Raw genomic sequence first — 18567 nt, forward strand, 5'->3', positions numbered from 1 at the left:
AGGTCACGACATCAGCCGGTGACGATTCCGGCGACGAGGTTGAGGGTGGTGGCCAGGACGCAGGTGCCGAAGACGTACGACAGGAGGCAGTGCCGCAGCACGATCCTGCGGATCGTCGAACTGGAGACATCGGTGTCAGAGACCTGGTAGGTCATGCCCAGGTTGTAGCTGAAGTAGAGGAAGTCGCTGTACGCCGGAGGCTGCTCGGAGTTGAAGTCGATCCCGCCTGCCGATGTCTCGTAGTACAGGTACGCGTAGCGGGTGGCGTACATCAGATGAAGTGCTGCCCAGGCCATGAAGACGCCGCCGAGCGCGGTCGCGGCAGCGGCGTGACTGGCGTCCGAGTTGCCGAGAAGGAGCAGCACCACGACGGCGACCAACCCGGACAGAGCGGCCGCAACGACGACGAGTTCCTCGGTGACGGGCTGAAAGTCCTCGCGTCGCGCGTTGCTGTGAGTGGTGGATGCGTCCATGGGCCACAGCACGATCCAGCCTGTCGTGACGAAGACGGTCGCCGTCGTTGCGATACCGGAGAGAATGCCCAGCGATGCATCGGTTCGTACGCCGACGACCATGCCCGTCACCGCTCCGATGACCGCCGCGCCGGCGAGCCGCGTGACCGCGGACAGCGGCAGCAGGACGCTCATGGGACCGCAGGGGACGTGGAGTCGCTACGAGTCATCCCCATCTCATACCCCGGATCCGCAGACGAGTTCCGGACCGATCACTACCGGTGCACGCGTGCGAGGGGGAGCCCGGCCGCGAAAACAGCCGAGGCTATTCTCTTCGCATGCTGATCGTGAACGCGGGAACCGACGCGGAGCTGGCCGTGGCGGCGGCGCAGGCGGGAGCCGCCGTGGTGCGCGACATGTACGGCGCCTCGCTGACGCGGTTCGAGAAGTCCGCCGGTGACTTCGCCACGGTCGCTGACCTCGAAGCGGAGAAGGTCATCCTCGACGTCATCCGGACCGCTCGACCTGACGACGCCGTGACAGGCGAGGAGAGCGGACGGACGGGTGCGGAAGGCACAGAGCGCATGTGGCTGGTCGATCCCTTGTGCGGCACGCTGAACTACGCCGTACGGAACATGCTGGTCGCGGTGAACGTCGCCCTGCGGGTGGGGACCGACATCACCGCGGCGGCCTCGGCCGATCCGTTCGCCGGAGAGGTGTTCTGGACGGACGGCGAACGCGCCTGTGTCCGCAGGGACGGCGTGGACGAGGAGCTCAGACCGTCGCGCGAGTCCCGACTGGTGGATGTCAACCTCGATCCTCCCTTCCCGAACGAACCGGGCTTCCGGGCTGCCCGCCTTCTCACCGACACGGCGTTCGCCCAGCGGTTCCGGCCGCGTGTCGTCTCCACCACCCTGGCGGTGGCCTGGGTCGCCGTCGGCCGGCGAGCCGCCTACGTCACCGACGGCCATCTGCGCGACAGCGTGCACTTCGCCAGCGGGATCGCCTTGTGCCAGGCGGCCGGATGCGTGGTGACCGGCATCCACGGTCAACCGCTGCACACCGGCGCAGGCGGGCTTGTCGTGGCGGCTGACCAGGAGACGCACGCCGCATTGATCCAGATGGCCGGCAATCAGGTCCCCCTCTGACCGGGAGCCGACCTGTCTTCCCTCGCATGTCACAGACGGCTGGACTGTCTCGTCTCAGGTTTCGGAGACAGCCAGTCCATCCAGGAGGTGATGGTTGTGCGGGTGTTCGTGGCAGGCGGGACCGGGGTCGTGGGGCGGCGGCTGGTGCCGCAGCTCGTGGCTCGTGGTCACCAGGTGACGGCTACGACCACGAGCGCGGCCAAGTCGGGCATGCTGGAGCAGCTCGGCGCCGAGGCGGTCGTGATGGACGGGCTGGACGCGGTGTCGGTCGGCGAGGCGGTGGCCGCCGCCCGGCCGGACGCGATCGTGCACCAGATGACCGCCATTTCCCCGGCCAACGCCGGCATGGAGCCCGACTTCAGGCACATGGATCGCTGGTTCGCCATGACCAACCGGCTGCGCACCGAGGGGACGGACCACCTGCTGGCCGCGGCCGAGGCGACCGGCGTATCCACCTTTGTCGCGCAGAGCTACGGCAACTGGAACGGAATCCGCGAGGGCGGATGGGTGAAGACCGAGGAAGACCCGCTGGACACGTACGCGGGAACGTCGCAGCACGCGGTGGCGTCGGCGATCGGCCACCTCGAGGACGCGGTCGTCAAGGCCGGCGGCGCGGTCCTGCGCTACGGCGGGCTCTACAGGCCGCGCGCCACCGACGATCAGGTCGAGCTCGTGCGCAGGCGCAAGTTCCCGCTCGTCGGGGACGGCACCGGCTATGCCTCGTGGGTGCACCTCGACGACGCGGCGAGCGCCACCGTCCTGGCCGTGGAGCAGCGGGCGAAGGGCGTGTTCAACATCGTCGACGACGAACCCGCCCCGGCCGGCGAGTGGCTGCCGTATCTGGCCATGATCGTGGGCGGTAGGCCACCGATGCGGGTCCCCAAGTGGCTGGCCCGGCTGCTGGCAGGGGAAGTGGCGGTGACGATGATGACCGAGGGGCGCGGTTTCTCCAACGCCAAGGCCAAGCGGGAACTCGGCTGGGAGCCGCGCTATCCGTCGTGGCGCCAGGGCTTCAAGGAAGGGTTGGCTTGACCCGATGCGGGCGCGCCGCCACATGGAGGCGGGCCGGCCCCGGTTCGAGGCCGACAGGAGGCGGCGCGAGGAACTCGCCGAGCGGTTCTTCGACGCCTTCAGGGAAGGCGACGTCGACGGGCTGCGGGAACTGCTCGCCGCCGACGTTCAGCTGGTCGGAGACGGCGGCGGCAAGGCCCCGCAGTGGAAGCACATCGTCGGCGCCGAGAACGTGGCCAGGGTGCTCGCCGCGATCGTCGCGCCGCTCGTCCGGATCGGCGTCGTGGTGGAGCCGCACGAGGTGAACGGCCAGCCGGGCGCGATCTTCCGCGACCGGGACGCCCAGGTTTTCAACACCTGGGCGCTCGACATACTCGACGGGCGGATCCAGACGATCCGCTCGGTGATCAATCCCGACAAGCTCGGACACGTGGGTCCGGTGGCGAACCTCTGGGCGATCGTCCGCGAGGCGGGCCAGGCGCGCCGGCCCACGGCGACCTGACCCGGCCGCAGACCCTGCCGGCAGCGCTGTCCTGCGTCGACCGCCTACAGCAACGTCGCCTCGGCTCCGGTCGACCCGCGCGACATCGCCGCGGTCGCCGTCCGCGCCCTTCTCGATCAGCGCGTCGGCGAGGTGAAGCAGCCGGCAGTACGAAGACCGGCAGAGCATGGGCGAGGCCGGCGATCAGCAGCTCACGAGGGTCGGCCTCGGCCTCGTTGATCTGCGGCCGGAATGCCGCGACCGGCCGGTTGACGATGTTGTTGCTGGGGATTTGCTTTGTTGAGAGGGACGCGGCTCCGGCAGATGTGGTGAGCTGGCCGCACATTTCGGGCATTCCGTGGAGGTTCGTGGATGCAGCGGCTGAAGGTGATCTGCACAGACCAGCGCGACCGCGTGGTCGTCTCGCCGGACGGGGAGATCGACATGGCGACCGCCGAACATCTGCGGTCGCAGCTGGTGGGGGCCGTGGTCAACCGCATCGGGTCAGCGCCTGTGCTCGAGGTGGACATGAGCCAGGTGTCGTTCATGGACTGTTCGGGATTGGGCGTGCTGATCTCGTTCAAGAACAGCCTCGTGCGCGCGGGCGGTGATCTTGCCCTGACCAACGTGCCGGCCTGTGTGGATCGAGTGCTCGCCTGTCTGGGGCTCGATCACCTGCTGGAGGCTCGCGCCGAGCAGCCGCCTCAGCTTCGGCGAGCCCAGTCGGCGCCGAGTCGGTCAACGCAGTCGCGTGCACCTGATGGCGCCGGTCCTGCCGACACCCCGGCATTGGCGGCGGTCGTACCCCTGCAGGCTGACCGGCCTCCGGGGCGGATCCGACTGGACTCCGGCGGCAGGCAGGCGATCTGACGGGGTCGCGCCAAGCTCGCGGGCGCCGCTCAGTCCGGCTGAAGGCCACCGCGTCTTTCGAAGGACCGCTGGGCATCCGCCAGCAGGCCGCCGATACCCGCGGGCCCGCTCCGCATCATCGTCTCCTGCGCCTCCGCCGCGGCCTGCTCGGCCGCGTGCACCGCGGTGACGACCGCGTCGCCGAGGGTCACCCCGTCGTGCCTCCGTTTGCTCCGCAGGCTGATCTGCAGGGACACCAGATTGCCCATGGCGTCCACGGTGGCGACGATCCCTTCCTCGTCGGCCGTGCCGGTGAACTGCCGTCGGCTCCACTCCTCGACGGAGGCCTCGTATGCGGCCGCCGCACCTGCCAGTTGCTCGGCCAGCCTGTCCAGTTCCTCGTACTCGTCCATGCTCACCCGCGCAACAGATCGTCGAGGTACCGCGCGAACGGATCGTGGTCAGGGTCGGGCTGGGGCAGCTCTCCCGTGACCGCGTTCATGGCCTCGGTCAGTTCGTCGGCCATCGCGACGCGCGCGGCGTCTATGGCCTCCCGTACGGCCTCGGCGAGCTCGACATGGTCGAGTTCTCGCATCGCCAGGGGAGTGACGAGGACCTCCAGCAGCTGACCGGTGCCCGAAACCGTGGCCGTGACGCCGGCGGTGCCGTCGGAGCCCGTCAGCTTGCGGTGCTCGAGCTCGCGCATCGTCGCGGCGATCGCCTCGGTATGGCCGGCGATCTCATGGACCAGCCTGCCTATGTCAGCCGTGACCGGATCGAACGCGTCGTCGCGCTTCACGGGGTCTCCTCGGTGATCGGCGTCCAGTACGCGGGGTTGCCGACATGCGGGCTCAGGTGCAGCTCGTCGCGCGGCCCCAGCGCGCGGCGGCCGGCCTCGTAGAAGACGCCCCTGAGATCGTTCATCTTCAGCTCGAGGTCGTTGAGGGTGCCGTCGTAGCTCAGGTAGATGTCGTAGAACTGCTTGACCAGGTTGCCGGCCGCGGTGAGGAACAGCCCGGACTGCGTGTAGAGGGCGACCTTGGTGAGAGGCAGATGCGCCAGTGCCGCCAAACCCGCGAAGATCTTCTTGTTGCGGATCAGGAGCCCGAAGGCCGCCAGATCGTATTCCATGACCTCCTTGTACTGACTGTGCATCGTCGAGCTCATGTCCTTGGAGATGTTGCCCAGCTGGTCGAACATCCCGATCAGGTTGAAGCGGAGATACTGCTGGAAGGTCTCGACCGCGTGGCCCTTCCAGTTCGGGCTGATCTGGTGGAAGTACGACAGCCACACGTCCCAGGCGGCGCCCTTGATGTGGCCGTGCTGTTCCTTCCACGCGTCCCTGCGGAGCAGGAAGAGTGCGGGGTTGCCGACGTTCGCCAGGATGACCAGGAGGACCATCGACGCCAGGAAGCCGAGCCCGCACATGGCCATGCAGTACCTGATCGGGTGGCTGCTGGCTCTCATCTGCGCGAGCAAGGCTCGGTGGAAGGCGGTGCTGGGCGTGCCGACCGCGGCCGGGGGCCGGTTGAGGGCGATGGGCCTGCTGGCGTTGTTGACGTGCTGCGGACTCGGAGGGGAGACGTTGAACTTGTTCGAGGGCCCGCCCGCGGGCGGCTGAGCTGGGGGGGTTGACATGCGGTGGGCCTTTCAATGTCTGAGCCGCTCGGCGGCGGCCTTGAGCTCTTCCTCCGTGGTGGAGTAGTTCTTCGCGACCTGGAAGAACTTCTCGCATTCCTTGCCGAGCACGCCTTCGAGCAGTCCTGCGCAATCCGCCCAGGTCTCGGCGATCTCGTTGAACCTGTGCACGAAGAAGAGCCCCACGACGGGGATGCCGGCGAAGGGAAACTTGTCGGAGCCCTCGAAGACGGGAGTGCTGGGCCCGAGCAGTGCGACGGACTTGCCTGCCATCTCCAGTGAGCGGCCGAACCCGGTGATGGCGCCCGTGTCGTACTCCGTTCCGCCGTGGTCACCGGGCGTGGGTGCGGGCAGGCCGGGTTCGGCGGGACTGGTCGGGATGGTCTCGCCGTCCGGCACCAGTCTGTCGGGGAAGCACGGCTTGGCGCATTTGGGCAGATGCTGACACGGGTCGGGAAAGCCGGGCGGGGGACTCGGAGGAGCGCTGGGACCACCGGTCGATGGGTTGGACGAAGGGCTCGGCGCGCCCGTGTCGCTCGGTGTGGGGCTCGGTGAACCGGTGTCACTGGGCGACCCGGTGTCACTGGGCGTCGGGCTGGGCGACCCGGTACCGGACGGGGAAGGAGACGGCCCAGGGGAGGTGCCGGGTGAAGGGCTGCCCGAGGGGCTGGGGTCTGGGGCGCCGTCGGGCACGCTGTACACCTTCCGTTGCTCGGCTGATCTGGCGGCAGCCGTCAGCGTGGGCGGTCCATCTGGTTCGGGGAGAGACGCGTGAGCAGGAGGGCGCCGGTGCCCATCACTGCTCAGGTGATCCGCGCGTGATCACGAACAATAGGGGACGAAAGCCTCCCTGCGCCACCGACGTACGCAGACAAGCATCCCGACCCCCGGTCCCGCCGGGGCCGGGATCGACACGGCTCCCTCGCTGACAGCGAGGAACGGCGCTGATCAGCCCGATCCATGATCGCCAGGCCGATTCACTCGAGGACCGCGATCGCGTCCACCTCGATCAGGTGGCCCTGCGCGGCCCAGCCTCTCCACGCCGATCAGAGCGTTCAAGCCGCGGATCGACCAGATGCTGTGGGCGGACCTGGACGCCCCGTCGAAACAGTGGCACACCGCCAAGCGCATCTTCGACAGGCTGGTGGAGGAGCACAGCGCCGTGGAGGTGTCGTACGGGATGGTGCGCGACTACGTTCGTCTGCGCCGCTGACACATGCGAGCACATGTTCGGAGAGCAGGGCGCGTTCGAAGTCGGCCACCGCGTCGTACTCCCCGCTGGCCCGGATCCAGCTGTTCACCTGGTCCCGGATCTGCTCCAGGGCGAACGGCTCCGGGGTGCCGTCCGGGTAGGACCACTGGTTGCCCTCGAACGGCATGATCGTCCCGCCGACGATCCTGATCCCTCGGGCGTGGGCGAGCCGGATCAGCTCCTGGACGGGCAGCGGGATCGGGTCGCTGACCAGCTCTTGACCCGCAGGGACGATCGCGTCCGGCCGCAGCGAGAACGTCGCCGGACGCAGGGTCGTCGGACGGATGGCGGCCTCGGTGGCGGCCTTGGCCACCGTCGCCCCGCTCATCGTGAGTGGCGCCGTGCCGTACAGGTTGGAGATCTTGATGCGGATGGCGACGCCGGCGCTGATGACCCGGACCACCTGGCGTGGAGATCCTGGTGAGAAGTCAGAAGTCGGCGGCGTGGTCGGCCGCCCACTGCGCGTAGGTGCGGGGCTGGTGGCCGGTGATCCGCTCCACGGTGTCGTTGACGTCGGCCGGCTTGCCGACGGTGGCCGCCATGAGGCCGAACAGCGCACTCAGGAAGGCCGGGTCCATGAAGGCGCTCATCTGCTGGAGCACTGGCTCCGGGTCGAGGTCCTCGGTGGTGAGCGGGCGGCCGAGCGCCTGGCCGAGGATGCGGACCTGGTCGGCCTGCGTGAGCGACTCGGGCCCGGTCAGGCTGTAGGTCTGTCCGGCGTGGCCGCCGCCGGTCAGCGTCGCGACCGCCACGTCCGCGACGTCCAGCTCGTGGATCACACTGAAGGCGGCGTCGATGTACGGCGCGCGGATCACATCACCGCCGGCCAGCTGCATCGCGAACGTCAGCGAGTTGATCGCCGGGAACAGCAGCCGCAGCACCGTCCATTCCAGCCCAGACTCGCGCACGGCCCGCTCCACGTCGCCGTGGTACTGGGCGATCACATCCGGCTGCACGTCGGCACCGTCCACGACCGCGCCCGACGACAGGAAGACGATCCGCGCGACACCGGCCTCCCGGGCGGCGTCCAGGAGCGGCGCCGGGTCCATGCCGTACTGCAGGACCAGCAGGATCGCCCGCACGCCTTCGAGGGCGGGGGGCAGGGTCTCCGGCTTGGTCAGGTCGGCCTGGGCCAGCTCGACACCCTGCGGCAGACCGGCCTGCTCGGGGGTGCGGGTCAACGCCCGGACGGGGTGGCCCGCGGCGTGCAACGCTTCGACGGCCTGACGCCCGAAGTGGGCGGTGGCACCGGTAACCAGGTACATGAGAACTCCTCTTCAAGGGCTGACCAACAGGGACAACCTTATCGGAACGGAATGATTTGTTCCAATCTTCGTGATGGAGGGTGACGGCCAAGGTGAGGGCGGCCTGCGCCTTGGCGTCGGAGGCGTGCCGTGGTGGGCGGCCTCGGCCTCCTGCTCGGTCAGTCGGCCTGTCGGTAAGGCTGGCCGACGGTCGCGACGATCACGTGGCTGTAGGTCTCCGGTCTGTCCAGGTCCTCGGGTTGGACGATGTCGAGAGCCATCGGTGCAGATCCCTCCGCGGGTCAACGGTGAACGAAGAACGGGTGGCCAGGCGCGCGGCCGGGCCACCCGCGGCCACACGGTCGCCCGGGGTCACAAGCGGCGCGGCACTACGCCTGGGGTTCCTTACTCATGCTCACCGTCCTTCGCCTCGGGGTGGCGACCCAGGTAGCGAAGGAGGGCGGCCACGTCATCATCGCCCGGTCGGGGCGGCAGCGCGGCGGCGTAGGCGCCGTAGGCCCGCAGGGGCTCGACGATCTGGCGGGCCACCGGAAGGAGTTCGCGGGCGAGCTCCCCGGTGAGCGGGGAGGGAGCGCCGCTCGACATGGCGATGTCCCAGGCGTGCACGGCGGCGTCCAGGGCGCAGGCGCCCACGCCGAGCCTGGCGGTCATCTTGTTGGGCGGAACGGGGACGGGGACCTCCTCGGCGTCGGGGGAGATCTCCGCCCAGGCGTCCGCGGAGAGCTTGAGCGCCTGCTCCAGCACGCTCTGGGGTGAGGTGTCCAGCCTTCCCGACGGGGCGAAGGGGTTCTCCGACGGTCCCGGTCCTCCGGTGAGGAACGCGGCGAAGGCGATCTGGTCGCCCGCGGCGTGCTGCAGTACCTGGGTGGCGTTCCAGTCCGAGCAAGGAGTCGGGGCGGTCCAGTCCGTGACTCCCTGTACGGCGGTGCGGAGCGCGTCGTGCGCCTGCTCCAGGATCAGGATCTGCCGGCTCATGCTCTGTCTCCCGTGGTCGAAGAGGTGGAAAAGAACGTGCGAATGTCCTCGGCGAGAAGGTCGGGCGCGTCGTGGGCGGCCCAGTGGCTTCCCCTGTCGTACTCGTTCCACGACGTGATGTTCTTGTGGTCCCGCTCGGCGAACGCGCGGATGGGCCGGAAGTCGTAGGCGAAACTGGCCAGCCCGATCGGGAACGTGGTGGGCTCGGTGGGCTGCGGCGCGTGGGCGTTCTCGTAGTAGAAGCGGGCCGAGGAGGCCGCGGTGTTGGTGAACCAGTAGATCGAGGCGATGGTGAGCACGTCGTCGGGGTCGAGTGCGTCGCCGAGCAGCTGCCCGATCCAGGCGAGCTGGCCGGCGGGCGAGTCGGCCAGCGCGTGCGCCAGGGTCTGCGGCTGTGCGCTCTGCGCCTTGTCGTGAATCGCGTGATCGACGAACGACTGCAGGAAGCCCAGATAGTCCGTCTCCGCCTGGGTGAGGCCGGCGAACTCGGCCGGATCGCCGGAGGGGAAGGAGAAGATCTGGTTCACGTGCACGCCGATCACCCGGTCCTGGTCGATCCTCCCGAGCGCAGGCGCGATGATCGCCCCCGCGTCGTTGCCGTGGACGCCGTAGCGTGCGTAGCCGAGCCGCCGCATCAGCTCGGCCCAGGTCCTGGCCACCCGGGTGGCGTCCCAGCCGCGCCTCGTGGTGCGCCCGGAGAAGCCGAATCCGGGGATGGAGGGGATGACCAGGTGGAAATCCCGTGACAGCGGCTCGACCAGGCCGAGGTACTCCACGAACGTGTTCGGCCAGCCGTGGGTGAGGATCAGCGGCGTGGCGTCCTGGTTGCCGGAACGCACGTGGACGAAATGGACGCTCTGCCCGTCGATCTCGGTGCTGAACTGCGGGTATTGGTTGAGCCTGGCCTCCTGCACGCGCCAGTCGAAGGTGTCGCGCCACCGCGTCACCAGGTCGCGCACGTAGGACAGCGGCACGCCGTACTGCCAGCCCGGCCGCACCGGCCCTGCCGCCGGAACGCCGTCCAGCTCTTCAGACGGCAGTTCATCGGCCCAGCGGGTACGGCGAAGCCGCTCCATCAGGTCGTCGAGATCGGCTTGAGGAATCTCGATCGTGAATGGCTTGATATCGGTCATGCGGTGATTCTTCGGGTCGACCGATGGCGGCGGGTAGTGTCATGCGCACCTCACGTCATGAAGATTGCCCTCCAAAGGGTGCAAAATGCATACTGCCGTTCCTGGTGCGGGGCGGGAGTGGACGATGCGACTGTTGGGGCGGCACTCCGGGTGGGTGTTGATCGCGAGCGTCCTGCTCTGTCACGTCATCGCCAGGATCGCCCGGCTTTTCGACGCGAACTCGCGGACCGGCCTTGCTCCGTGGGCCTTGCCGTTCGGGATCGCGGTCATCGTGGCGGCCGGCGCGGTACTGGCCTTGATCGTGAGCCGGCGGTCGCGGCCGGTCCTCCTGCTGGTCGCCCAGACGATCCTCGTCTTCGGGCCGTACCCGCTCCTGGGGGCCGCGTGGGGTCCGATCGCCGGCATGCTGGGCTCGGCCCTCCTGCTGACGCTGCCGGGACCCGCCTCCTGGATCCTGTTCGGCTCGGCCGTGCTGGCCGATGTGACCGTGAACGGTTCCCTGTCCGGCACCGGGCCGCCCGCGTACGGGGGCGCACTGCTCATCGATGTCACCTCGAGCTTCACCATCTTCGCCGTCACCTACCTGGTCCGGCGGCTTGATCAGGCGGCCAGGGAGCGCGAGCGGCTGGCGGCGCTCGCGGTGGCCGCGGAACGCATGGAGTCGGCGGCACGGCTACGCGACACGCTCGGTGCGGAGATGTCGGCGATCGTCCGGCTGATCGGCGACAACCTGGACACTCCCACCCGGGGTGGCCTCGGCCTGATCGCGGAGGCGAGCAGGAGCGCGCTGGCCACCGCCCGCTCCGTCGCCGACGCCCAGCGCGCCGAGATCCCGCTGCAGCCGCCGGACCAGCCCGTCCGGCTCCGGCCTCGCTTCGCCTGGTGGTTCCTCGTCCTTCTGCTGGCGGGCTACACCGCCATCGCGATGGTCAACGTCGCCGAGCTCACCGACGTGAACACATCCGCCTGGCTGCTGCTGATCACGCTGGTGGCGGCCTCGGGCGGCCTGCAGCTCTATCACGGAGCCCCCCGACCCGACGCCTCCACGCCGCGCGCCTGGCCATGGACCCTGTCCCTGCACGCGCTGGTCGCGACCATCGCCGTCACGGTCCCGGGGTGGCCGGCCACCTATGTCGCGGCGCCGTTCCTCCTGTGGTTCGGAGCGCTCGTCGTGAGGGTCGGAACACCCTGGGCTTGGGCCGTCCCCGGCGTCGCCGCCGTGGCGAGCCCCTTCCTCCTCCACTCCGGCGGATGGTCCGTCGGCATGGGCGTCTACTGGCTCGTGGCCCCGATCCTCTCGACGATCGCGGTCTACGCGCTGTGCCGCATCCCCGAGGTGACCAGGCGGCTCGACGAGACCCGGAGAGAGGCCGCCAGGATGGCCGTCGTCGCCGAACGGCTGCGCGTGGCCAGGGACGTCCATGACCTGCTCGGACGCGGACTGTCCGGGATCACGCTCAAGGCCGAGCTCGCCGCCCGGCTGCTCGACGGTGACCCCGGCCGAGCAGACGCCGAACTGCGCGAACTGGCCTGGCTGGCCGACGCGACGCTCGCCGAGGTCCGTTCCGTCGCGGACGCCCCCGTCTGCCTGTCCTTCGCCGAGGAGGTCGCCACCGCCCGGTCCGTCCTGGAGGCCGCGGGCTCCCACGTCACCGTCGACCTCGCGGAGCCGCCGGCGGACAGCGACGACATCCTCGCCGTGGTCCTGCGCGAGGCGGTCACCAACATCGTCCGCCACTCGCACGCCGCCAAGACCACGATCTCCGTCACGACGGACGACGCCGGGATCCACCTCCGGATCTCCAACGACCGGCCGAGCACCGCCGTACCGCTGAAGCGTCAGGCAACCGGTCTGGCCAACCTGGCGGTACGGCTCGCCGAGGCGGACGGGCGGCTCACCACGGACCTTCGCGAGGACACCTACACCCTCACAGCCAGCCTGCCTCGGTAGCGATGCGGATGGCGTCCACCCGGTTGCGCGCGTCGAGCTTGGTCACCGCGGAGGCGAGATAGTTGCGGACCGTTCCGTACGACAGGTGCAGTCGCGCGGAAACCTCCCGCGGCGTCGCGCCCGAGGCGGTGAGACGCAGCACGTCGGCCTCACGCTCGGTCAACGGATTGTCGACCACGTCGAGCGCGGCGTAGGCGAGCTGCGGATCCAGGACCCGCCCGCCCCTGGCGACGGTGCGGATCGCCTCGGCCAGTTCCTCCGGCCGCGAGTCCTTGAGCATGAACCCGGCCGCCTGGGCGGCGACGCTCCGCCGCAGGTTTCCCGGCCGGCCGACGCCGGTGAGAATCAGCACCTTGCAGGACGGGAGCCGCTCACGTAGGTGCGCGGCCGCGTCCAGGCCGTCGAGACGGGGCAGCTCGATGTCGATCACCGCGACGTCTGGCCGGTGCTCCAGGGCCGACGCCACGATGGCGTCGCCGGTGTCCACACTCGCCACCACCTCGAGGTCGCCTTCGAGCTTCAGCAGCCCTACCAGCGCGTCCCGCAGGAGACGCATGTCCTCGGCCACCAGTACGCGGATCACGGGTCCCACGCTACACACGTAGTGCCATGAACACCCACAAACCTCGCGTCACCTCTCATGTCCCAAGAGATGCGGACACGAGCGGAGGGCCCTGCCGGACGAGTGCTCGCCGTCTACAGGTCGGCGGAGGCGGACTGGTGCTGCTCGGGCAGATGGCTTTCCGGGTGCGCCCACACCAGGACGTTGTCGTGCCGTACCCGCTGGAAGAAGGCGAGCACCTCCTGGTCGGAGTGGCGCAGGCTGAAGTGGGTCAGGACGAACAGCGTGTCCGGGTGCGCCTCGATCACGGGTTCGAGCCGGCTCCAGACCGTGTGCCCGACCCGGTCGGCGCGCGGCAGCTCGCTGTCGTGGAGAAAGGTGCACTCGGTGATGATGACCGGATAGGTGAACAGCCAGGGGTTCCGCTCGAACACCGACACATGCGTATCGCCCAGGAAGGCGAAAAGGGGACGGCGTACCTGCCGATCGACCTGCACGCCTTCTCGCCGTTTCCGAGCCATGATCCGGCCGAACTCCTCGCCGCGGCCGTCCCGGACGAGGGCGTGCCGCAGGTCCTGGAATTCGGGCAACAGCTCTTTGCCGTTCTCGGAGAACGCGTAGCCCACGCAGGGCACCTTGTGCTCGCATCGCACCACGCGGACGTGGTGGCCACCGGAGCCGAAAGTGAATTCGTCGTCCTGCCGCACGCCGTGCAGACGACAGGCCGGAGCCAGCGCCGGATCGTACGGCGCCGCGTGATTCAGCTCGGCGGACGCACGCAGGAAAGTCTCCACGTAGGGCAGCGCCTCGGCAGGCAGGTAGATGTCGGTGCCGGATGCTCTGGACGCGAGGTAGTCGAGATCCTTGGCGTGGTCATGGTGCGTGTGCGTCAAGAAGACCGTCTCGGCCTGCCGCCCCTCGCACAACCCGGCGTCCAGGGCGCATCGCAGCTCCGGTATGTGGAAGAAGGTCTTGTCGTTCGCCCGGGAGTATCCGGTGAGGGTGAATGCGGTGCCGGGTATCCGCCATGTCTTCCACTGCCGGAACGGATGTCCCTTTTCCAGCCGGTGGGGGTGCTCGGTCTGCCGTTCGAAAGTCCGCGTCATCGGATACGCCTTCCAGATGTTCTTCCTGGCCTGATGGCTGATGGACAGGCTCGCGGTCCGGCGACAGAATTTCCAGCGGATATCACGCCCACGCGGCGTGGGACAGGCGGTGTCGTCGACCGGCAGGGCAGTCACCGCTGTGATCTGGCCGACCACAGCGGTGACCGTCCTCGGGCGGGCAGGCGTCAGACGCCGAACGCCGCCGGGTAGCGGATGGTCCCGGTGGGAACCGGGCGGGTGGCGTCGAAGGCCAGCGCCATCATGTACTTGTCCTCGACCTCGAAGGGCGCGCGAATGCCGAAGCGCGAGGCGGGGGTGAAGCCGAAGCGCGGGTAGTACTCGGCGTGGCCGAGGACGAGCACGAGGTTCTCACCCTGCTCCTGGGCGGCGCGAAGGGCGGCCCTGATGGCCGCCGAGCCCGCCCCCTGCCCCTGGTGCTCAGGACGGACCGCGCACGGCCCCAGAGTGAGGGCGGGGGAGCCGTCGACATGGCAGCGGGTGAGCAGCGCGTGCCCGGCGATGGTGCCGCCGGGGGCCTCGGCGACCCAGGAGAGGCCGGGGAGCCACGCGGTGGCGTCGGCGCGCAGTTCCTCGATCAGGTCGGCCTCGTGCGAGGTCGGGAAGGCGGCGAGGTTGACCTCGCGGATCAGGTCGAGGTCGGCGCCGGTCTCGGAGCGGGTGATCCAGGCGGTGTTCATGGCGGTGGTCAGGTCCGTTTCTGTGCTCTCCCGCGATGGCGGGAGGAGGTGGTGGTCGGTGTCGCCGCGCGTGGCGGCGGATGCGGTGCGGTCAGGCGGCGCGACGTCGCCGGTCACGTCTGCCGGTCCCTGAACCTGTAGGTGGCGCGCAGGTGGCTGGTGATGGCCTTCTGCCTGTCGGTGCGCTCGCCGCGCAGCCTGGCGTCGGTGCGCGACGCCGCCCATGCGTTCTCGCGCTGCAGCTTGCGGTAACTGGCCAGCCGGCGTTCGGCCAGCTCACCGGCCTGGATCGCCGCCTGTACCGCACAGCCTGGTTCGCTGTTGTGGGCGCAGTCGCCGAAGCGGCAGTGCTCGGAGAGCTCTTCGATCTCGGCGAAGACCTGCTCCAGGCCGTCGGCGCCGCCGTACAGGCTGATCCCGCGCAGGCCGGGGGTGTCGATGAGGACGCCGCCTCCCGGCAGGGGCACCAGCTCTCGACGGACCGTGGTGTGACGGCCCTTGCCGTCGGCGGCCCGCACCGTGCCGGTGGCCAGGAGTTCGTCGCCGAGCAGTGCGTTGCCCAGCGTGGACTTGCCGGCTCCCGACGAGCCGAGCAGGACCGTGGTGCCGCTCAGCAGCGCGGTCAGCACGTCGATGTTCTGGCTGGTGGCCACGCTGGTGACCAGGATGTCCACGCCTGGCGCCAGCGCGCGTGCCTCGTCCTGCACGGCGTCGGCGTCAGTGGCCAGGTCGGCCTTGGTCAGCACGATCAGCGGCTGGGCGCCGCTCTCCCATGCCAGCGTCAGCAGCCGTTCCAGCCTGGCGGCGTCCAGCGCGCCGGCCAGGGAGACGGCGATGGCGACGGTGTCGACGTTGGCGGCCAGCACCTGCCCGTGGGAGGAGCGCGAGGCCGAGGAGCGCACGATCGCGGTACGGCGCGGCAGCAGCGCCACGAGCGCCGGATCCGCGCCGTGACGCAGCGCCGCCCAGTCGCCGGTGCAGGGCGCCTGCAGCGGATCGGGTGAGTACAGGGCCGAGATGTCGGCCCGTACGGAGCCGTCCGCGGTGATCGCGTCGCACAGACCGCGGTCCACGCGCGCGATGCGGGCGGGCGTCAGGCCCGCGGCGCGGTACGGCTCGAAGGACTGCTCGAGCTCGTCGGTCCATCCGTAGGCGGACAGGCCTGACTCGGTGGAGAAGAAAGGCGATGACAACGTGAGATTCCTTGCGGGAAGGGACCCCGACGTGACACAGACGTCACCTCGTCGCACGAGCGGGACGGCTCATGACGAGGGAAGGCAGTGGGTCAGACCGGGGCCCGGGACGTGAGGATTGTCCGGGCGCTGCGCACAGCAGCGGTCTTCACCGCGGTCATCAACCTCACCTCCCTTTCATCCAGCGGTCCGATTCAAGTCCGGATCACGATAGCACCCCCGAACCACCGGCACTGCCCGGCGGGCCGCACAGACTCGCCTCCACCCGTGATGGCCCTCGCCGGTCGGACGCGGACCCGTGACAGCCGCGCCCGACCGGCGAGGGCCGGTCCAGGGTCAGCTCGCCGGCCCGGCCCGCCGGCGGATGGGTGCGAAGTCGGGCCCTGATCGCGCGTGAACTGCGCGAACAGTCGGTACGTCGGCCCGCAGGACGACCGCTCCCGAGCCGCCGGGCGCCGGGCGAGCGCTCGCGGCAGGATCCCTGCGGGCCATCGAAGCCCGCGGCGTTTCAGCGGCCAGGCGCCTGCCAGGGTGGCCGGCCACGGCTGCGATGGCGGCCGCTTCCGTGACACGAGTCACCACGTGTGGATGGGCAGGCCGTACTCAGAGGAGGTGGAAGGGCGGGCCGCTTTCGCAGCCGGAGGGGGTGTTGTTGCCGCTGATGTCGAAATCAGCACAGGTGAGGAACAGGTGATTGAACTTGCCGAGCAGGAAGGCCAGGACCCCGACGGCGATCGTGACGGCGACCGCCCGCATCCGGTGCAGTTCCGGGAGGTCGGCGTAGTCGGGCAGCAGGATTCTCGACAGCAGCCACGCCAGGATCGGCGCGCCCACCAGGGTGAGCACCACCTCGAAGTAGTGGAGGTAGTGAAACCCATGAACTCGCGGCGCCACGACCGCCAGGACGATCCAGAACGAGGGCAGTGCCAGCGCGACCCAGCCTCCCCAGGGCAGCGCACCTCTGGTGCGCAGCATCAGGCCTGAGAGCAACACCGCCGTGGCCACGGCCCAGATCGTCAGCACGGCGTCGAAGAAGATGGCGCCGTACGCGCCCAGCGTGAACGCGGGCCACCAGATGACGAGCGTGCCACCCGCCGCCGCTGCCGCGGTGGCCCGGAGGGTGGGATCGATGTCGGGAAGGCCGCGCTTCCCTTTCGGACTGGGATCGACCATGTTCACTCCGACCGCTCGACACCAGCCGAGCCGCTGGACTCTCGCTTCCAGGCGCGACGCACGCCCGCTTCGCCAATGTAGAGAAACGCAGCGCGTTCCCAGCCTGGCGACTCACCATCCGCACCGAGAAATGACGATGTTTCCGTCCGCCCGCGGGACAGCTTCACGGCCGGGCTGATACGGGCTGTCACAGCTCCAGCGTCCGCCACCAGGCAGCGGCGATGGAGCAGGCGCCGACCACCGTCACCACCAAAAGCAGGATCGGCAGGCCCGCGAAGCGGACCGGCAGGACCTGAACCAGCCAGATCGCGACAGCTGTCACGGCGAGTACGCCGAGCAACAGTAAGGCGACGACCATGTCTCCTCCGGGGAATCGATCTTTCTGTAACGCTTGAGAAGATCAGCTTGAGGGGTCGAGTGGTGCCCAGCGCAAGAAGCGCACCAGTTCACAGAGCCGGTTGGCCGACCGCGGAACAGCCCGGGGAACGCGGCACGTCGCCGGATGCGGCTGCCGTGACCGCGGTTGCGACCATCAGGAGGCTGAGGCGTCCCTGACCGCGGCGGACAGCCAGACGATCAGCGCGGTGAGGACCGCGATGGTGATGATGATCAGTGCGGGAAAGTACCAATCGGGGAAAAGTAGCCCGAGGTCGAGATCGCCCGAGGGATAGAGAACGATCGCGTGAGTGCCCAATACGGCCAGGGCGAGACTCAACACGTAGATCACACTGGCGGCCGTGCACAACATGAGGCCACCGACGGTGGATCGACGATTCAGCCGGCCACCCAGCGCGGCGAGCAGGGCCGCCTCGACGGCGAGGATGAGGGTGATGCCGAGTGTCACCTTCCGCGCCGACGCGATCCCCCTGTCCAACCGGCTCGGCAGCAGGTCGCTCCAACCTTGGTGCCAGGGGTTGAGCCCACTCTGGGCGGCCAGCTGGATCGCGATCAGAGTCACCGCGGCATACAGCAATGGCGCTAACAGGGCGCACCGCAGAGCGGTCGAGCGTTTCAGGCGTCGTAGGTCCATGATCGATGAGACTACTGACTCAGCTCGACCACCCGCCGGCGGCACGGTCTGCGGCTCGTGGCAGTGACCACTCCCCGGTACCGCGCACCGCGCCGAACCCCGACAGCCGCCGTCGGCGGAATCGTCGACGGTGCCGCTCAGGCCGTCCGAGCACGGTAGGAGTTTCACTCCCAGGGAGTGGCGCACACTGCTTTAAACGTCAAATAAAGGTATGCGCACGTCTCTTCATTGGAAATCACCGAGATTCGCGGAATGCGGAACCCGCCCTGAAGGTTGCAGCACCACATATCCGGATTTATCGCACAATTCCGGGAAGCCGGCCCAGGTCTCACCAGGGCACAACCCATTCGACATGGAGTGATCTCGATGTTCACGATGAAGAACGTTCTCGCAGCCGGAGCAGTGGCAGCCTTCGCCCTCGTCGCGCCCGCGACCGTGTCGGCCGATGTCCTCGCCGCCGACACCGCGGTCGCCACGCACTACAGCGCATCCGCGAGCGATCCCGGTCTCGGGAAGGGTATCGGCCTAGGCGGCACCAATGCGGGCGGCGGTGGCAGCAACAGGAATAATTAGTACAAATTCCTGGAAGGTCATGAAAGGCAAGGAAGAGGCGTCGGAGGTCATTCTTTCCGGCGCCTCTTCGGCGTTGC

22 protein-coding genes are annotated in these 18567 nt (G+C 69.0%); 6 read left to right on the forward strand and 16 right to left on the reverse strand.

What is annotated here, in order from left to right; all coding sequences use genetic code 11:
• Positions 1 to 11: 11 nt before the first annotated feature.
• Positions 12 to 647, reverse strand: a complete 636-nt coding sequence (locus tag AC3EO4_RS26605) for a DUF1345 domain-containing protein (RefSeq protein WP_431898383.1) — start codon at positions 645 to 647, stop codon at positions 12 to 14.
• A gap of 143 nt (positions 648 to 790) precedes the next feature.
• Between AC3EO4_RS26605 and AC3EO4_RS26610 the strand changes: the two genes are divergently transcribed.
• The 4 genes from AC3EO4_RS26610 (at position 791) to AC3EO4_RS26625 (ending at position 3962) form a co-directional block, all read left to right on the forward strand.
• Entirely contained in the window at positions 791 to 1600 is an 810-nt protein-coding gene (locus AC3EO4_RS26610) for an inositol monophosphatase family protein (protein WP_431898384.1), read from the forward strand.
• A gap of 96 nt (positions 1601 to 1696) precedes the next feature.
• The gene (locus AC3EO4_RS26615; RefSeq protein WP_431898385.1) at positions 1697 to 2632 is read left to right on the forward strand and encodes an NAD-dependent epimerase/dehydratase family protein; all 936 of its coding nucleotides are present in this window, start codon (positions 1697 to 1699) and stop codon (positions 2630 to 2632) included.
• 4 nt (positions 2633 to 2636) lie between these two features.
• Positions 2637 to 3113 carry a nuclear transport factor 2 family protein gene (locus tag AC3EO4_RS26620; RefSeq protein ID WP_431898386.1) on the forward strand — a complete coding sequence of 159 codons (477 nt, stop codon included), beginning with the start codon at positions 2637 to 2639 and terminating at the stop codon, positions 3111 to 3113.
• 351 nt (positions 3114 to 3464) lie between these two features.
• On the forward strand, positions 3465 to 3962 hold the full coding sequence (locus AC3EO4_RS26625) for an STAS domain-containing protein (RefSeq protein WP_431898387.1): 498 nt from the start codon (positions 3465 to 3467) through the stop codon (positions 3960 to 3962).
• A 29-nt stretch (positions 3963 to 3991) separates the two neighbouring features.
• Here the strand turns inward: AC3EO4_RS26625 and AC3EO4_RS26630 are convergent, their stop codons facing one another.
• The 8 genes from AC3EO4_RS26630 to AC3EO4_RS26665 all read right to left on the reverse strand — a co-directional run bounded on the left by AC3EO4_RS26630 (position 3992) and on the right by AC3EO4_RS26665 (position 10204).
• Positions 3992 to 4354 carry a YbaB/EbfC family nucleoid-associated protein gene (locus tag AC3EO4_RS26630; protein WP_431898411.1) on the reverse strand — a complete coding sequence of 121 codons (363 nt, stop codon included), beginning with the start codon at positions 4352 to 4354 and terminating at the stop codon, positions 3992 to 3994.
• A gap of 2 nt (positions 4355 to 4356) precedes the next feature.
• The gene (locus AC3EO4_RS26635; RefSeq protein ID WP_431898388.1) at positions 4357 to 4740 is read right to left on the reverse strand and encodes a YbaB/EbfC family nucleoid-associated protein; all 384 of its coding nucleotides are present in this window, start codon (positions 4738 to 4740) and stop codon (positions 4357 to 4359) included.
• Positions 4737 to 5579 (reverse strand): hypothetical protein, encoded by an 843-nt coding sequence (locus tag AC3EO4_RS26640; protein WP_379580137.1) that lies wholly within the window; start codon positions 5577 to 5579, stop codon positions 4737 to 4739. The genes AC3EO4_RS26635 and AC3EO4_RS26640 overlap by 4 nt, the downstream gene beginning before the upstream one ends.
• Positions 5580 to 5591: 12 nt before the next feature.
• The gene (locus tag AC3EO4_RS26645) at positions 5592 to 5978 is read right to left on the reverse strand and encodes a hypothetical protein (protein WP_431898391.1); all 387 of its coding nucleotides are present in this window, start codon (positions 5976 to 5978) and stop codon (positions 5592 to 5594) included.
• Positions 5979 to 6634: 656 nt separating this feature from the next.
• Positions 6635 to 7234 carry an SGNH/GDSL hydrolase family protein gene (locus AC3EO4_RS26650; RefSeq protein ID WP_431898392.1) on the reverse strand — a complete coding sequence of 200 codons (600 nt, stop codon included), beginning with the start codon at positions 7232 to 7234 and terminating at the stop codon, positions 6635 to 6637.
• Between the two features lie 25 nt (positions 7235 to 7259).
• Positions 7260 to 8096 carry an NAD(P)H-binding protein gene (locus AC3EO4_RS26655; protein WP_431898393.1) on the reverse strand — a complete coding sequence of 279 codons (837 nt, stop codon included), beginning with the start codon at positions 8094 to 8096 and terminating at the stop codon, positions 7260 to 7262.
• Positions 8097 to 8480: 384 nt separating this feature from the next.
• Positions 8481 to 9071, reverse strand: a complete 591-nt coding sequence (locus tag AC3EO4_RS26660; RefSeq protein ID WP_379580130.1) for a TIGR03086 family metal-binding protein — start codon at positions 9069 to 9071, stop codon at positions 8481 to 8483.
• Positions 9068 to 10204, reverse strand: coding sequence for an epoxide hydrolase family protein (locus AC3EO4_RS26665; protein ID WP_379580128.1), 1137 nt, complete (start codon positions 10202 to 10204; stop codon positions 9068 to 9070). Before AC3EO4_RS26665 ends, AC3EO4_RS26660 begins: the two co-directional genes overlap by 4 nt.
• Positions 10205 to 10328: 124 nt before the next feature.
• Here AC3EO4_RS26665 and AC3EO4_RS26670 point away from each other — a divergent pair, with 124 nt between their 5' ends.
• A complete protein-coding gene (locus AC3EO4_RS26670; RefSeq protein ID WP_431898394.1) occupies positions 10329 to 12155 on the forward strand; it encodes a sensor histidine kinase in 1827 nt (608 codons plus the stop codon).
• On the opposite strand, the gene AC3EO4_RS26675 is transcribed toward AC3EO4_RS26670, so the two are convergent.
• The 7 genes from AC3EO4_RS26675 to AC3EO4_RS26705 all read right to left on the reverse strand — a co-directional run bounded on the left by AC3EO4_RS26675 (position 12133) and on the right by AC3EO4_RS26705 (position 17845).
• On the reverse strand, positions 12133 to 12738 hold the full coding sequence (locus tag AC3EO4_RS26675; protein ID WP_431898395.1) for a response regulator transcription factor: 606 nt from the start codon (positions 12736 to 12738) through the stop codon (positions 12133 to 12135). The genes AC3EO4_RS26670 and AC3EO4_RS26675 overlap by 23 nt on opposite strands.
• A gap of 113 nt (positions 12739 to 12851) precedes the next feature.
• Positions 12852 to 13979 (reverse strand): MBL fold metallo-hydrolase, encoded by a 1128-nt coding sequence (locus tag AC3EO4_RS26680; protein ID WP_431898396.1) that lies wholly within the window; start codon positions 13977 to 13979, stop codon positions 12852 to 12854.
• Positions 13980 to 14008: 29 nt separating this feature from the next.
• The gene (locus tag AC3EO4_RS26685) at positions 14009 to 14521 is read right to left on the reverse strand and encodes a GNAT family N-acetyltransferase (RefSeq protein ID WP_379580276.1); all 513 of its coding nucleotides are present in this window, start codon (positions 14519 to 14521) and stop codon (positions 14009 to 14011) included.
• Between the two features lie 113 nt (positions 14522 to 14634).
• Positions 14635 to 15714 carry a ribosome small subunit-dependent GTPase A gene (gene rsgA / locus AC3EO4_RS26690; protein ID WP_379580121.1) on the reverse strand — a complete coding sequence of 360 codons (1080 nt, stop codon included), beginning with the start codon at positions 15712 to 15714 and terminating at the stop codon, positions 14635 to 14637.
• A 603-nt stretch (positions 15715 to 16317) separates the two neighbouring features.
• On the reverse strand, positions 16318 to 16887 hold the full coding sequence (locus AC3EO4_RS26695; protein ID WP_379580119.1) for a hypothetical protein: 570 nt from the start codon (positions 16885 to 16887) through the stop codon (positions 16318 to 16320).
• A 187-nt stretch (positions 16888 to 17074) separates the two neighbouring features.
• Positions 17075 to 17245 carry a hypothetical protein gene (locus AC3EO4_RS26700; protein WP_379580117.1) on the reverse strand — a complete coding sequence of 57 codons (171 nt, stop codon included), beginning with the start codon at positions 17243 to 17245 and terminating at the stop codon, positions 17075 to 17077.
• Positions 17246 to 17419: 174 nt separating this feature from the next.
• Entirely contained in the window at positions 17420 to 17845 is a 426-nt protein-coding gene (locus tag AC3EO4_RS26705) for a hypothetical protein (RefSeq protein ID WP_431898397.1), read from the reverse strand.
• A gap of 438 nt (positions 17846 to 18283) precedes the next feature.
• Between AC3EO4_RS26705 and AC3EO4_RS26710 the strand changes: the two genes are divergently transcribed.
• Positions 18284 to 18490 carry a hypothetical protein gene (locus AC3EO4_RS26710; protein WP_379580114.1) on the forward strand — a complete coding sequence of 69 codons (207 nt, stop codon included), beginning with the start codon at positions 18284 to 18286 and terminating at the stop codon, positions 18488 to 18490.
• The last annotated feature ends 77 nt before the right edge of the window (positions 18491 to 18567 follow it).

The organism is Nonomuraea sp. bgisy101, assembly GCF_057708945.1.